Origin of the sequence: Microbacterium sp. AG1240 (genome assembly GCF_003635115.1) — a bacterium.
GTDB lineage: Bacteria > Actinomycetota > Actinomycetes > Actinomycetales > Microbacteriaceae > Microbacterium.
In genome coordinates this window covers 456627-471837 of the sequence record NZ_RBXJ01000001.1, presented here as the reverse complement: position 1 = coordinate 471837, position 15211 = coordinate 456627, and the positions used below count along the sequence as shown (strand labels likewise).

Annotated in this window: 8 protein-coding genes; 1 reads left to right on the top strand and 7 read right to left on the bottom strand. The window is 70.8% G+C overall.

Annotated elements, in window-relative coordinates:
• Positions 1-4 precede the first annotated feature (4 nt).
• The 5 genes from DEU34_RS02160 to DEU34_RS02140 form a co-directional block, all read right to left on the bottom strand.
• Positions 5-5935, bottom strand: coding sequence for an Ig-like domain-containing protein (locus DEU34_RS02160; protein WP_121148481.1), 5931 nt, complete (start codon positions 5933-5935; stop codon positions 5-7).
• Positions 5936-7069, bottom strand: a complete 1134-nt coding sequence (locus DEU34_RS02155) for a serine/threonine-protein kinase (protein WP_121148479.1) — start codon at positions 7067-7069, stop codon at positions 5936-5938. It abuts the gene before it with no gap.
• Positions 7070-7198: 129 nt separating this feature from the next.
• Complete coding sequence (locus tag DEU34_RS02150; RefSeq protein WP_116648379.1) at positions 7199-7873, bottom strand: spermidine/putrescine ABC transporter substrate-binding protein; 675 nt, start codon at positions 7871-7873, stop codon at positions 7199-7201.
• Between the two features lie 62 nt (positions 7874-7935).
• Positions 7936-8421 carry a hypothetical protein gene (locus tag DEU34_RS02145; protein ID WP_121148477.1) on the bottom strand — a complete coding sequence of 162 codons (486 nt, stop codon included), beginning with the start codon at positions 8419-8421 and terminating at the stop codon, positions 7936-7938.
• Positions 8422-8433: 12 nt separating this feature from the next.
• Positions 8434-9531: an ABC transporter gene (locus DEU34_RS02140; protein WP_121148475.1), complete on the bottom strand. Its 1098-nt coding sequence runs from the start codon at positions 9529-9531 to the stop codon at positions 8434-8436.
• Between the two features lie 127 nt (positions 9532-9658).
• Here DEU34_RS02140 and DEU34_RS16145 point away from each other — a divergent pair, with 127 nt between their 5' ends.
• The gene (locus DEU34_RS16145; protein WP_183042314.1) at positions 9659-10255 is read left to right on the top strand and encodes a hypothetical protein; all 597 of its coding nucleotides are present in this window, start codon (positions 9659-9661) and stop codon (positions 10253-10255) included.
• Positions 10256-10337: 82 nt separating this feature from the next.
• Here the strand turns inward: DEU34_RS16145 and DEU34_RS02125 are convergent, their stop codons facing one another.
• A complete protein-coding gene (locus tag DEU34_RS02125) occupies positions 10338-10937 on the bottom strand; it encodes a hypothetical protein (protein WP_121148469.1) in 600 nt (199 codons plus the stop codon).
• Between the two features lie 377 nt (positions 10938-11314).
• The gene (gene rpoC / locus DEU34_RS02120; RefSeq protein WP_121148467.1) at positions 11315-15205 is read right to left on the bottom strand and encodes a DNA-directed RNA polymerase subunit beta'; all 3891 of its coding nucleotides are present in this window, start codon (positions 15203-15205) and stop codon (positions 11315-11317) included.
• Positions 15206-15211 lie beyond the last annotated feature (6 nt).

The following is a 15211-nucleotide window of genomic DNA, read 5'->3' as shown; positions in this document are numbered from 1 at the left end:
AAGGTCAGGGGGCGGGCGGCTCGGGCGCCGATGGTGTGCCGGGATCGCACTGCCCCGAGAAGGTCGACCGGGCCGCGTCGAGGTTCCAGCCCTGCGTGGTCCATCCGGCGGTGACGGCGATGTTCTCGACGTACCGCGCACCGGCGGGCACCAGCCGTGGGTCCTCGCCACGGGTCAGCGCCGTGCGGTTCGCATCGAGATAGCGCACCCCGGAGTAGTCGAAGGTGATGTCGGCCTGCGCATTGCTCGAGGTGCCCGTGGCGGTCAGCGTGCTCCCTGCGACGCATCCCCCCTGGCCCACCGACCACTCCGCCTGCACCTGGAACGGCGCACTGCCGGCACGAGGCCCCACGTTCTGAGGCGCCGACGACGACCACCCGTCGCGGACGTAGCGCACCGTGATGCCCGGATCGCGACCGTAGATCGTCGACGGGAGTCCTTCGAAGGCGGCGCGATAGCGTCGAGGCGGCTGATCGGTCTGCGAGCGCGGGTCGCTCGTGATGCCCCACTGCGCCCGCGAACCCGACACGGACGCACGGCGGTCGACCTCGAACTCCCAACCCGTGGGGACCTTGGTCGTGTCGATTCGAGCGGTACGACTGGCGGTGGCGGTGCTGAAGCCCTCGTCCCGGTACCGCGACTGCACGCAGACGACGACCGAATACTCCTCGCCCTCGTCGACGTCGGAGAAGGTGGCGGTGGCGGTGGAGCCGGTCGGGCTGCACCGGTCCCGGCCCAGGGCGAATCCGTACACCAGCGTCGACCCCTCCCCGTTGAGCGTGGCCGTGGCACTGGCGACGAGCTCGGTGCCGTTCTGCCCCTGTCGGGCTTCGACCGAGAGCGCGACGTTCTGCGGGGCGCCGACGCCGTTGGCACGGATCGTCGTGGACTGGCCCGACGGCGCGCCGCCGAGACCCGGCGGGAGTGTGAAGCGCGAGAACGGCGTCACGGTGACCTCCGTGGCCGCGTTCGATCCGACGGAGAACGATCTCACGTCGACCGCGGTCTGGCCCGGGCGGATGGACACGTCGCGCGTCTCGCCCGCCGCGCTGACGATCTGCAGCCGCCCGGTCGCGGAGGCGTCGATTCCCGAGATGCCCAGATCGATGACCTTCCCGTCCGCTCCGACGTCGCGGGGCTGCCAGACGATCTCGGCGGGGGCATCGGGGGCGTCGTACGCCCACGCGGTCGTGCGCACGCTGGAGCGCGATTCACCGGTGCTGTTCACGGCCCACGCCTCGTACGAGCGCTGCTCGCCGTTCGGGGCGGCGATCGGGGGGCAGACGCCGTCGACGCCGCAGCGCGCGACCTCCTGCCCCGACTGACGGATCACGAAACCGGAGAGCGACGGGTAGGCCTGGCGCGACTCCCCCGCGTCCACGCGGAGGGTCACCGAGCCGTCGGCGTAGGCCGTCTGACGAACGCTCCCCGGCGCCTTCGGGAAGCCCTGCAGATCGAGCAGCAGGCGCCCGTCCCGGGGGCCGGCCGTCACACGCCCCTGGGCGTCGCGCACCGAGAACGACGCGCTGCAGGTCGACCCCGGAGCATCCGCCGTCCACGACGCGGTCACCGTGTTCGCGGACGCGACACGGAAGCCCACCCCGACGCACGCGCCGGTCGGGCGGACGTCGACGACCTCCAGGGGCGTGCGCGGGAGCGGGTTGACCTCCCCCGACGCACCGATGACCGTCACCGTGCACGACGACCCCGCGGCCTGCGAGCACTGCTGCGCCGTCGACCCGCCCTGTGGCAGGGTCGACGGCGCCGCGCCCACGCGCAGGATGAGACGGGCAGGGGCCGTGGTGTGGCTGGTGATCCCGACCAGCACCGCGTTCTCCGAACCCGGCAGCGCGCGGTCATCGCCGGTGACCGTGACGGTCGACCCCGCCAGAGACACGTCGAACGCAGACCCGCCGTACTCGATGCCGTACTGCAGGGCGTTCCAGTCGTCGCGGAGCTGCCACGTCGTCATGGTCCGCAGGTCGAACGTCGCCGTCTCGCCCGGTCCGACGGTGAGGGACGCGGGGCGCAGCTCGGGCTGCGGGTCGAGTGCGTTCACCAGGATGGGCACCGAGAGGTAGGTCCAGTCCTCCGTGCCGGCGATCCGCACGGGAACCTGGCACGCGTCGGTCCACGGCGCGCCCTGACCCGAGCTGTAGCGCACCGTCGTGCCGCCCTCCGCGGTGCAGATCGCCGCCGGCCGCGCCCCCGCCGACCGCACGTCGCCGCCGATCTCGAGCGACGCGCCGCGCGGGAGGGCGACCAGCTGGGCCATGTCGAACGAGACCGACTCGAGTTCGTTCACCTGCTGCGCGGCGGTCCCGGCGCGCAGGGCCAGGGCCAGGTCGTCGTCGCCCGGCACGCGCAGGAACGCGTAGGTGCGCACCTCCACGCCGGCGGCCTCGCCCGTCACGGCGAACGGGATGACCCGGGTGGTCCGGGGGAGTTCGCCGCTGAGACGCCATCCGTCGACCCGGACGTCGCCCGGGTCGGCCCACAGGCCCACGGTGAGGCTGCCGACGTCGCCGCCCGACCAGGCGGCCTTCGCCGTCAGCACGTCGACGCCGTCGGCGAACTCGTCGCGGTTCTCGGTCGTGAGCACCGTGTCGGAGACGATCGGGTAGTCGGGCACGCTCTCGCGCACGACCTTCACGACGATCAGGCCGCGACCGGTGTTGCCCGAACTGGACTCGACGTCGTAGAGGAACGACATCGTCCCGGGGTTCTCCCCCGCCGCCAGGAGCACGTCGCTGTCGCCGACGTCTCGGATCTGCGCGGCGAGGCGGGTGTACTCCTCGTTCGCCTCGCCGTCCGCGAGGGTCTCGGGCAGGTCCGGCCGGACGTCGGTGATGGCAAGCGTCCCCTGCGTGGGGTCGATGTCGTTGGCGAGCGCGCTCACGCGGATCGTGTTGCCGGACCCCGCCTGCACCTGCACGTAATCCGTGAAGGTCACCGGGCTCGGGTTGGCGTCGGCGTCGAGCACGCCGACGCGCACCGTGCCCTCGCCGCCCGCGCCCGCAGCATCCACCGCCCGGTACCGGAACGAGACCTGCCCGCGGTACCCGGGCACGCTCGTGTAGACGATCGACGAACCGTCGGCCGAGATCGTCGCCGAGCCGCTCTCGGGCTGCGTGACGATGCGGTCGAGGGTGACCACGTCACCGTCAGGATCCATGCCGAAGCCGTCGAAGTCGATCGTCGTGGTCTGCCCGCTCAGCACCCGCCCCTCGATCCGGTCGGGTCGCGGTGCGCGATTCGCGTCGTCGGGGAGCACCCGCACCCGCACGGTCGCGCTGTCGGAGAGCGAGGGGAGTCCGGTCGTGTACACCGAGTAGTCGATGCCGTACTCGCCGGGCTCGGTGGGCGCGAGATAGCGCAGCACACCGCCCGAGGCGAATGCCAGGGCGTCGGGGGTGCTGGAGACCACCGAGGCCGGGTTCAGGGTCGGACGCCCGCCCGCGGGCGAGATGTCGTTGTCGAGCACGGGGATGTCGATCTGCGAACCGGCCCGCACGACGACGCTGTCATCGACCGCGATCGGTGCGATCTCGGGCGTCGGCGGCAGCAGGTAGACGGTGGCCTCGCCCGCGACGCGGGATCCTTGGTCTTCGGTGCCGTCGCTGACCGTGTACGAGACCGTGCCGAGCCGCCCGGCCGAGCCGCTCGCCGTCGTTCCCGAGACGCGCAGATCGTTCTGGCCCACCGCGTCGACCGACAGGGTGGCGCCCTCGTCGGCGTTCGCGACGACGTCGCTGAGCAGGAGCACCCGCCGGGTGGGGTTAGAGACCGCGGCGAAGACGTCGAGGGTCGCATCCTCCTGGGGGCGCACGAACGCCACGACCGGGGAGGTGGCGAGTTCGGCGGGCGCATCGGCGGCGACGAGTGTGATGCGCGCGGTGCCCGTGGCTTCGCTGACGCCGTCGGTGACGGTGAACCCGACCCGGAACGTGCCGGCGTCTCGCGCCGAGAAGTCGAAGGTGGTCGACCCGCCCACCACCGTCGCCGAGGCGGCCGCGTCGTCGAGCACGCGCACCGACGACACCGAGAGCGAGCCCGAGGTGCCCGTCACGTGCGGGGCGACGTCGACCGTGATGCCCGACTCGATGGAATCGACGGCGGCGAAGGACTGCACCGCGAGCGCGGGGCTCGGCGAGACCCTCACGAGCAGCGAGCGCTGCGAGACCAGTCCCGTCGTGTCGGCCACCGTCACGGGCAGCTCGATGAGCTGCTCGCCGCCCGAGCCGTCATCGCTGTGCTGATAGACCACCTCGCCCGACGGCGTCGCGGCCACCGTGCCGATGCCCGACGGGTTCTCGACCGAGAGCAGCAGCAGCGGGTCGCCGTCGGGGTCGACCCACCCGGGCAGGACGGGCACGGTCACGGTGCCTCCCCGGGCGACCTCCGGCTCCGGCCACCGCACGAGACAGCGTTCGACGCCGCACCATTCGGGCGCGGCATCCGCCGTCGACACCGTGAGGGTGACCGTCGTCGGAGCGGAGGTCAGGCCGTTCTGCGCGGTGCCGTCGGTCACGGCGTACTGGAAGGTCGCCGAGCCCACCGCCCCCGGCTCGACCCGCACCGCGAGGCGCTGGCCGTCATCGGTGATCGACACGGTGCCGAACCCGGGGTCCAGGCCCACGACCGATGCGGGGTCGATGCTGAGCACGTCCTCGTTCGGGTCGTGATCGTTCATCAGGACGGGCAGCGTCGCCAGACTCCCGGCGCGGACGCCGAACGCGTCGGGTTCGGCGATGGGCGGCTTGGGGTCGATCACGACGCTCAGCTGCTCCTCGCTGGGCACGGCGTCGGGATCGGTGCGGTCATCGAGCGACCAGTCCTGGCTCGACGGTACGAGCTCGCCGTCGGGTACGGTCCACACCCAGCCGGTGCGCGTCTCGTTGAGGATGACCGCGTCGTCTGTTGCCACGAAGACCGGTCGGCGCTGATCGGGGGCGCTCTCCCCGCCGTAGTCGAGCGTCGTCTCCCCGGCGCCGCTGCGCCAGAGCGATCCTCCACCGTCGCTCGGGCCGAGCCAGGCGGCGTAGACGACGCCGTCGTGCACGATCGGCGGAGCGGGCGTGCCGAGCACCGATGCGCCCGTGTCGCGTTGCGGGGCGACGCCCGAGCCGTCGACGGGCACACCCACCAGGGTCGACTCGTCGGCGAGGTAGACCGACGAACCGTCGGGGTCGGGCTCGCCCACCACGATGGTGCCGGTGAGGTCGGTGACGACAGGCGCGTCGACATCGCGCATCCGTACGTCTCCCGACTCCCCGTCCACGACGGCCCAGGCGTCGCCGGCGGCCGTCAGCGACGGCGAGGCGACATCCGCGTCGAGCGGATCGCGACCGCGCACCTCCGACGTCGCGATGTCGTAGCGCACGACGGATGCGTCGGCCGACGAGTAGGCGAAGAGGCGGCCGGTGCGATCGACCGCGACGGCGTCCGCCGCGTACTGGGGGGCGTCGTCGTCGGACGCGAACGGATCGACCTGGACGGCGTCGCCCGACGACAGGCGCCCGGCGAAGACCGCCCCGGTGTCGGTGAGGTAGGCCGTGAAATCGCCGGCCGTGGCCACGCGGGTGGTGCCCGCGGGCGTGGACGGCGACGTACGCAGCACTTCTTCGTCGAGGTCCACGGGGAGCGACGCGTCGATGCGGGTGAGTTTGCTGTAGCTGTCGGAGTAGAGGTATGCGCCGTCGGCGCCCTGCACGACGGCGCTCGGGTTCGTGACGCTGCGCACCGTGTCGAGCTCGCGGATCGTCGTGTTCACGCGCGCATAGCGGAAGTTCTCGCCCGTCTGAAGCGCCCAGACCGACGTGTCGACCTCCGGAGTCTCCTGGGCGTCGAGACCGGGCCAGACCACGCTGACGCCGAGGATCAGGGCGGCCGCGACAGCGGATGCCGCGATCCCGGCCGCGGTGCGGCGGCGCATCTAGAGCACTCCCGTGAGGAAGAGAGTGGTCACCACGACGATGCCGGCCGCGAGCACACCGCCACCGGCCAGCATCCACGGCACGACCCGGCTCCGGCGACCGGGCGACGCGGAGATGTCGGTGTCTTCGTCGCGCGCCAGGCCCGCCACGCCCGACGCGGTGCGCACCTTGCGCGAGCTGGTGTGCTCCACGCGCGAGCGCACCGGACCCCGCAGGGAGCCGTCGGCGAAGTCGATCGGGCGCGACGACGGCGCCCACTCGTCGGCCGCCACCTCGAGGGGCGTGACGGGGAGCCCGAGCTCGGACTGGGCCTCGCGCAGGGCATCGCCGACCTCGCGAGCGCTCGAGAACCGCTGCTGCGGATCGCGGTGCATCGCGCGGGCGAGTACCTTCTGCACCGAGGCGGGCACGTCGGTGCGGGCGATCTCGACGTACGAGGCGCGGGCGATCCGCCGGCGCAGCTGATCGCGGGTGTTCTGCCCGCGCTCGCGCCGTTCGAACGGGCTGTGCCCGGCGAGGAGCGAATAGACCGTGGCGCCCAGGCTCCACACCTCGCTGGTGATCGACCCGGCCGTCTGCTCGGCGACGACCTCGGGGGCACTCCACGGGATCGACATCGCGAGCATCTCGTCGGCCGACTCGCGCGCGAGCGACGACGAGATGCCGAAGTCGGCCAGAACCGGGGCCCCGAACGTGGTGATGAGGATGTTGCTCGGCTTCACGTCGCGGTGCACGAGCCCGGCGCGATGGGCGGATTCCAGCGCGCTCGCCATCTTCACCCCGATGGTGAGCACCTCGGGAACGGGCATGCGCTCGACGCGGTAGCGCTGCGACAGCGAACCGGGGCAGAACTCCATCACGATGTACGGCCGCCCGTCGGCCGAGATGCCGGCCTGATAGACGGTGACGATCGACGGATGCGCCGAGAGATGCGCGAGCACGTCGGCCTCGGCGTTGAACATCCGAAGCAGGTCGGGGTCGCGCACGTCGCTCGGCAGGACCTTCACGGCGACGTTGCGGCGCGGCATGTCCTGCTCGTAGAGGAACACGTCGGCGAAGCCGCCCGAACCGAGCGGTCTGATGTAGCCGAGCCCGGGGAGGATCGGGGGCGCGGCAGGCAGGCGTGTCGGCACCCGGCCTCCCGATTCTTGCAGTCCCGACGCGCCGACATCGGCGCGGGCATCTCCTGGTACGAGCCCGGCAATGCTAACAAGATCGGCACGGCGAACGCCCACCGCCCGCCCGGGGAGCGGCCGATCGGGTCAGAGGTTCGGCAGGCCCGGCTCCCCCGGGTCCGCCGGCGCCTCGAAGGGGGCGTCGAGGGTGCGGGTGAGCTCCTCCAGCATCGCGGCGATCTGGGGCTCGACGTACTGCGCGACGGCCGCCTGGATGCGCAGCCGGTGGTGCAGCAGGATCGCGCACACCTCCCGGCCGATCATGTTCGCGTAATCGTCGGCGAGCCCGACCTCCTGGCGCAGCGCCGCCTTGGCCTCGTCGCTGAGAGGCGGAAGCGCCGGGATCGCCGCCTCCTCCTCGGCCGCGAGCCCGGAGAGGGTGAAGAGGAACGGCGATGCGGGGTCGGGGTCGGGGTCGAGCGGGAGTCCTTCGAACTCCGGGTCGAGCCCCTCGGCCGGACGATAGCTGCGGACGCGGTTGCGCTCGGCCTGCTGATCGAGCTCGGCCTGGAGCATCGGGAGGTTCCGGGCCGTGTACTCGGCGACGGCGTGGTCGACGATCGTCTTCACGCGGGTCGACAGGCCGTGCTGCACACCGTGCGGCACGTCGGATCCGAGCCCCGCGGCCGAGAGCACCGGTGAGCCGAAGCACCGCCGGCAGGGGGCCACGCGCCCGCGGTGGGTGGCGGGTTCCCAGCGCGGCAACCACCGCAGCCAGGTATCGACGGCCTGGCTGACCTGGGTTTCGAGCGACCGCTCCACGGTCCCACGCTAGTCCGACACGCCCGGACTTCCCAGGCACCGGCCATCGGCGGCGCGGCGCGTCACTCGTCTTCGTCGCCCTCCCAGCCCCACCTCGGGCGTCGGGCGCGGGTGCGCACGAGCGCGATACCGGCCCACGCGGCGACGACGGCGGCAGCCGCGACGATCACACCGAACCAGCTGACGAGCGTGCGGCCCGCGGCCGCCACCGCCGCCGCCGGGTCGACTCCCGCGATCGCCGCCCCGATCGCCACTCCCCCGCCGTACAGGAGGAAGACAGCGAGGGCGACGACCGGCGCATTCCAGAACGACGGATGCGGCGCCCGCAGCGCGACGGCGAGAGACCCGGCGAAGACGGCGAGGGCGACGATCATCCCGACGATGCCGGGGACCTGCCCGCCCCCCGATGTCGAGATGACGTCCTCATCGAGGACGAGGCTCGTCACCCCGAGCCCGCAGATCGCGAGGGCGACGAACCCGACGCTCGCGAAGGCGACCGCGATGGAGCGGCGGACGGGGCCGCCCTCCGCTGGGGACGAACCCGTCATCGCCGCATCCGATCAGCCCTGGCGAAGCTGCGGACCCGCTTCGAGCGTGCGCTCGTACTCGCGCTGCGCCTCGTCGTTGAGCTCGGTGGCGCGGCGCCCGCGGGCGGCGACCCATGCGCCGAACCAGATGGTGAGCTCGCGGCCGAGCACGAAGGCGACGATCGACAGGGGCGCCAGCAGCTGCTCCTCGACCAGAGTCGCGCCCTCACGCGCCGTGAGCATCCAGAACGGTGCCTGGAAGAGCTCGCCGAGCAGGTTGCCGGCGTAGGCGAACAGACCGACCAGGATGCCCCAGACGACCCAGTGCCCCCAGCGCCCGCGGTTGATGAACGCGCCGAGCAGCCAGAAACCGATGTAGAAGGTGACGACCGGTACCCACAGCGTCCACGTCGTGAGCGCGGCGAGGGCGGTCTGCGGAACCTCGGCGAGCGTGATCCCGCCGTCGTACAGCAGCTCGAGACCGAGCCACGCGGCGAGGAAGAGCACGGCGAAGACGAGCGCGGCGAGCAGCCCGATGGCGCCGGCGGCGCCGCGGTTGCCCCGCGCGCGGGGCGCTTCGGGTGCCTGCACGAAGATCGGCTGGGCAGCGGGCGCCGTCGCAGCACCGGCCGCGTAGGACGACTCGGCGGCGTACATCGGCTCGGGCGCGGCGTAGGCCGGCTCGGGTGCCGTGTACGTCGGCTCGGACGCGACGGAGGCCGGCTCCGACGCCTGCGCGGCACCGCTGGTCCGGGCGGCGGATGCGTACGACGTGTCGCGCTCGGCGGCAGGTGCGTACGACGTGTCGCGCTCGGCGGCGGGTTCGCTCGCGGTCACCGCGGGCTCGTCGTCGAGGGGAACGTCGTCGCGCTCGTACCAGGGAACGCCGTCGGGCTCGGCACGCTCGTGAGCGACGGGCTCCGCGCGCTCCTGCGCTCCGGGCTCGACACGCTCGTCCGCGGCGCTGTCGACCGGGGCACGATCGGGTGCGGGGGCGTTCGTCGCCTCCGCATCGCGGCGCGCAGCCTCGGCTTCTGCAAGCCCCTCGTGGGCGCGGCTGACGACGTCGTGGTCGACGACGTCCTTCGGCTCATCGACCGGTTCGCCGTAGGACGACCTGGAATCACTCATCGCCGCATTCCTCCCGCGGGGGCACGGTCCCGCGTTGCGAGGTTAACCCCGCGGCGCTCGCGCGGCGGTGAGGCGTGCCGTCGTGTGTCGATGTCGGGGTCGCGATCGGCGCCGGTAGGGTGTGCCCATGGCCCGTCTCCGCGTCCGCAGCCTCGCCCTCGCCGTCGCGGTGGCGGGAATCGTGGCGCTCGCGGGATGCGCCCCCGAGGGCTACGGGCAGGCGACGCCGTCGACCGCGTCCACCGCGAGCGAGACGCCGGGCGCCTCGGCCAGTCCCGCCGTCTCGCCCTCGCCGTCGGGTTCGCCGGGGTCGTCCGCACTGCCCACCGACTGCCGCAGCATCCTCTCCGCCTCGGTGCTGGCCGAGCTCGCGGGTGTTCCGCTCAACGACCCGTCGTTCGGTCCCTCCGGCGCGCGGGGCGACACCCTGACGTGCATCTGGCGCGATCCGGCCGCCGACACCACGAGCCTGGTCACCACGATCACGAGGATGTCGTCGGGGCCGGCACTCGACCTGCTCAACGGCCTCGTGGCCTCCGACGGCTTCACCTGCTTCACCCCCGACAAGGGCACGCGGTGCGAGAAGACGTTCCAGAATCCGACGTACGGCACCACCGACGGTCGCACGCTCTTCTACCGCGAGGGGCTGCTGATCGACACGTCGTACTCCAACCTCGCGCCCAGCGGCTACACCAGCAGCATCATCGAGCGCGTCTTCGGCTGACCGTCCGCCGTTCGAGACACCACGATCGGCTGAGACACACCGCCAGGCGGGGCGTTTCGGCCAAAGGGCGTGTCTCACGCCGTCAGCGCGGGAACGCCCGAGACACCGTCTGAGCGCCGTACTCCTCGGGCTGCCAGTTCGTGAGCACCGTCGAGAGCCACGCCGTGCCCCGCAGATCGTGCAGTTCGACGACATCTGCCGTGGTGCGCTCGCAGTGCAGGCGCCCACCGTCGTCCTCGCACGAGAATCCCTCGCTCGCGAGTGCGGCCGACGCGATCGCTCCCGACCCGGTGGCGACGTCGGCGAGGGTCGTCGACACGCTCCGGCCGTCTTCGGTCGTCCACGTGCACGTGAACCGCACCGTCGGCGCCAGCGCCTGGGCGAGAGTGCTCGTCGTCGCCGGTGCCGCACCGTTCTGCGACAGGAGCACCTCGGGCGTCCAGGTCAGCTCGGCCCATAGGCGATCGGGGTAGAGCGTGCGGCAGTCGGTCGCCGCCTCCTCGACCTCCTCAGGCGCGCTCGCGACGGAGGTCGTCGTCGCACTGCGCAGCGTGTCGCCGACGAACGAGATCGCGCCCGGCACACCCGGAGCGGCGAGCCACAGCAGGACGAGCACGACAGCCGCACAGAACAGCAACGCCGGCCACGCGATCCACGCGCTGCGTCCGCCCACCTTGGCCATGTCTCGACCTCCCCTCCCACCACGGTACGCACCGGGGCGTCGATCCCCCGGCTGCGGCACGCCCGACGTGCGCGCTGCGGGCTCCGTCGGCCTCGAGCCTGCGGCCCGCATCCGTCTGTCGCGGTTCGGGGCGCATTCCGGCCCTCGGGGCGCGGAATACTCCGCCCCGGAGCGAAGAACGCGCCCCGAACCGGTGAGGGGGCACCGCAGCGTCCGGGCGACGCAGCACGAAGGCCTCCGACCCGGGAGGGGCGGAGGCCTTCGTCACACGGATGCTGTCAGCATCCGTTCTTCACTCAGTCGTCTTCGCGACGATGTCGCTCAGCAACCTCGATCGGCTCGGTCGTGCGAGCAAGCTCGCGCCACTCTCGCCTCACTCAGTTGTAGGTACCGGGCGTGAAGTCGTCGGTCGAGAAGCTGTCGAAGTCGACGTAGCTCAGGTCGGCGTCGCTGTACGCGCCGTCCGAGGCGAAGATGCGGTTGGGGTACCGCTCGCTCTTCGCTTCCTCCGTCGCCTCGACCGCGACGTTGCGGTACTTCGCAAGTCCGGTTCCGGCGGGGATGAGCTTTCCGATGATGACGTTCTCCTTGAGGCCGACGAGCGGGTCGCTCTTGCCCTCCATGGCGGCCTGCGTAAGAACGCGGGTCGTCTCCTGGAACGATGCGGCCGACAGCCACGACTCCGTCGCGAGCGACGCCTTCGTGATACCCATCAGCTCCGGTCGACCCGACGCGGGGCGCTTGCCCTCGCCCACGGTCTCGCGGTTGATGTTCTGGTACTTCTTGAAGTCGACCAGCTCGCCCGGGAGCAGCGTGGTGTCGCCGTGGTCGACCACGGTGACCTTCCGCAGCATCTGACGGACGATGACCTCGATGTGCTTGTCGTGGATCGGCACACCCTGCGAGCGGTACACGCCCTGGACGCCGTTCACGAGGTAGCGCTGCACCTCGCGGGCACCCATGACACGCATGACCTCCTTGGGGTCGAGCGTTCCGACGAGGATCGGCTGACCGACGGTGACGTGCTGGCCGTCCTCGACCAGGAGCGTCGCACGCTTCAGGACGGGGTACACGACCGCCTCGTCGCCGTTGTCGGGCGTGAGGATGACCTTCTTGGCCTTCTCGGTCTCGTCGATCGTGATGCGGCCGTCGGCCTCGGCGATCGGCGACGCACCCTTGGGGGTACGGGCCTCGAAGAGCTCCTGCACACGGGGAAGACCCTGCGTGATGTCCTCCGCCGACGCCGACCCACCGGTGTGGAAGGTACGCATCGTCAGCTGGGTTCCGGGCTCACCGATCGACTGGGCCGCGATGATGCCGACCGCTTCGCCGATGTCGACGATCTTGCCGGTGGCCAGCGAACGGCCGTAGCAGTTCGCGCAGACGCCGACAGCGGAGTCGCAGGTCAGCACCGAGCGCACCTTGATGGTCTCGACACCCGCCTCGACCAGCTTGTTGATGAGCACGTCGCCCACGTCGTCGCCGGCGTCGGCCAGGACCGTGCCCTGAGCGTCGACGACCTCGGAGGCGAGGGTGCGGGCGAACACCGAGTTCTCGACGTTCGGGTCGCGGGTCAGCGTTCCGTCAGCGCCCACCAGGGCGATGGGGAGCTCGAGGCCCTTCGACGTGCCGCAGTCCTCTTCGCGGATGATGACGTCCTGCGAGACGTCGACCAGACGACGCGTCAGGTAGCCCGAGTCGGCCGTACGGAGGGCCGTGTCGGCCAGACCCTTACGGGCACCGTGCGTCGCGATGAAGTACTCCGCCACCGACAGACCCTCGCGGTACGAGGAGATGATCGGACGCGGGATGATCTCACCCTTGGGGTTGTTGACGAGCCCTCGCATACCGGCGATGTTGCGGATCTGCAGCCAGTTACCACGAGCACCCGACGACACCATGCGGTTGATGGTGTTGTCCTCGGGGAAGTTGGCGCGCATCGCCTTCTGCACCTCGTCGGTCGCCTCGGTCCAGATCTTGATGAGCTCCTGGCGACGCTCGGCGTCGGTGGTGAGACCCTTCTCGTACTGCGACTGGACCTTCGCGGCCTGCTTCTCGTAGCCGCCGACGATCTCGGCCTTGTTCGGCGGGGTCAGGATGTCGCTGAGCGCCACCGTGACACCCGAACGGGTGGCCCAGTAGAAGCCGGCATCCTTGATCCGGTCGAGCGAGGCGGCGACCTCGGTCTTCGGGTACTCCTCGGCCAGCTTGTTCACGATCTGCGACAGCTTGCCCTTGTCGGCCTGCTCGCGGACGAACGGGTAGCCCTTGGGGAGCGTGTCGTTGAAGATCGCCTGTCCGAGCGACGCCTCGACGAGACCGTTGCGCTCGTACGCCTCGATCGTCTCGGGGGTCTCGCCCTCCGACTCGAGGAACGACAGACCCGGGATGCGGATGCGGACCTTGGCCTGCAGGTCGAGGGTTCCCTCGTCCTTGGCCAGGATCGCCTCGCCGACCGAACCGAACGCGCGGCCCTCACCGATCGCACCCTGCTTGACCGTGGTCAGGTGGTGCAGACCGATGATCATGTCCTGCGAGGGCAGGGTGACCGGGCGGCCGTCGGACGGCTTCAGGATGTTGTTCGAGGCGAGCATGAGGATGCGTGCCTCGGCCTGGGCCTCGACCGACAGCGGCAGGTGGACGGCCATCTGGTCACCGTCGAAGTCGGCGTTGAACGCCGCGCAGACGAGCGGGTGGAGCTGGATGGCCTTGCCCTCGACGAGCTGCGGCTCGAACGCCTGGATGCCGAGACGGTGCAGCGTGGGCGCACGGTTGAGCAGCACGGGACGCTCGCGGATGATCTCCTCGAGCACGTCCCAGACCTCGGGACGCGTGCGCTCGACGGCGCGCTTGGCGGCCTTGATGTTCTGCGAGTGACCGAGGTCGATCAGGCGCTTGATCACGAACGGCTTGAACAGCTCGAGAGCCATCTGCTTGGGCAGACCGCACTGGTGGAGCTTGAGCTGCGGACCGACGATGATGACCGAACGACCCGAGTAGTCGACGCGCTTTCCGAGCAGGTTCTGACGGAAACGACCCTGCTTTCCCTTGAGCATGTCGCTCAGGGACTTCAGCGCACGGTTGCCGGTACCGGTGACGGGGCGACCACGACGGCCGTTGTCGAACAGCGCGTCGACGGCCTCCTGCAGCATCCGCTTCTCGTTGTTCACGATGATCTCGGGAGCACCGAGGTCGAGCAGGCGCCGCAGACGGTTGTTGCGGTTGATCACACGACGGTAGAGGTCGTTGAGGTCGGAGGTCGCGAAGCGGCCACCGTCGAGCTGCACCATCGGGCGCAGCTCCGGCGGGATCACCGGGACGACGTCGAGCACCATGGAGGCCGGGCTCATGCCGGTCTGCAGGAACGAGTTGACGACCTTCAGGCGCTTGATCGCGCGGATCTTGCGCTGACCCTTGCCCTCGGAGATCTGCAGGTGGAGGCTGTCGGCCTCTTCCTGCAGGTCGAACGCGGCCAGACGACGCTGGATCGACTCGGCGCCCATGTGGGCCTCGAAGTACTGTCCGAAGCGGTCCTGCAGCTCGTGGAAGACGTCGTCCTCGGGCTTGAGCGCGCCGACCTCGAGCGTGCGGAAGTCTTCCCACACGCGCTCGAGCTTGGCGATCTGCTCGTCAGCGCCCTTGCGGACCTGCGACATCTCCTTCTCGGCGGCGTCCTTGACCTTCTTCTTGGCGTCGGCCTTGGCACCCTCCGCCTCGAGAGCGGCGAGCTCCTCCTCGAGCTTGGCGAGGCGGGCAGCGATCTTGGAGTCGCGGCGGTCGCCGAGCGTCTTCAGCTCGAGACGGATGTTGTTCTCCTGCGTGGCCAGGTCGCGGTGACGCGCGTCGGCGTCGACCGAGATGACCATGTAGGCGGCGAAGTAGATGACCTTCTCGAGGTCCTTGGGCGCCATGTCGAGCAGGTAGCCCAAGCGCGAGGGGACGCCCTTGAAGTACCAGATGTGGGTCACGGGAGCGGCGAGCTCGATGTGGCCCATGCGCTCGCGACGGACGGAGGACTTGGTGACCTCGACGCCGCAGCGCTCGCAGACGATGCCCTTGAAGCGGACGCGCTTGTACTTGCCGCACGCGCACTCCCAGTCACGGGAAGGGCCGAAGATCTGCTCGCCGAACAGACCGTCCTTCTCGGGCTTCAGGGTGCGGTAGTTGATGGTCTCGGGCTTCTTGACCTCGCCGAAGGACCAACGACGGATGTCGTCGGCGGTCGCGAGGCCGATGCGAAGCTGATCGAAAGTTGTTGACTCGAGCACGAATTC

Excerpts from the sequence above, each read along its gene's own strand:
- DEU34_RS02160 (WP_121148481.1), bottom strand. The coding sequence starts at position 5,935 with ATGCGCCGCCGCACCGCGGCCGGGATCGCGGCATCCGCTGTCGCGGCC.
- DEU34_RS02125 (WP_121148469.1), bottom strand. The coding sequence starts at position 10,937 with ATGGCCAAGGTGGGCGGACGCAGCGCGTGGATCGCGTGGCCGGCGTTG.
- DEU34_RS02145 (WP_121148477.1), bottom strand. The coding sequence starts at position 8,421 with ATGACGGGTTCGTCCCCAGCGGAGGGCGGCCCCGTCCGCCGCTCCATC.
- DEU34_RS16145 (WP_183042314.1), top strand. The coding sequence starts at position 9,659 with ATGGCCCGTCTCCGCGTCCGCAGCCTCGCCCTCGCCGTCGCGGTGGCG.
- DEU34_RS02140 (WP_121148475.1), bottom strand. The coding sequence starts at position 9,531 with ATGAGTGATTCCAGGTCGTCCTACGGCGAACCGGTCGATGAGCCGAAG.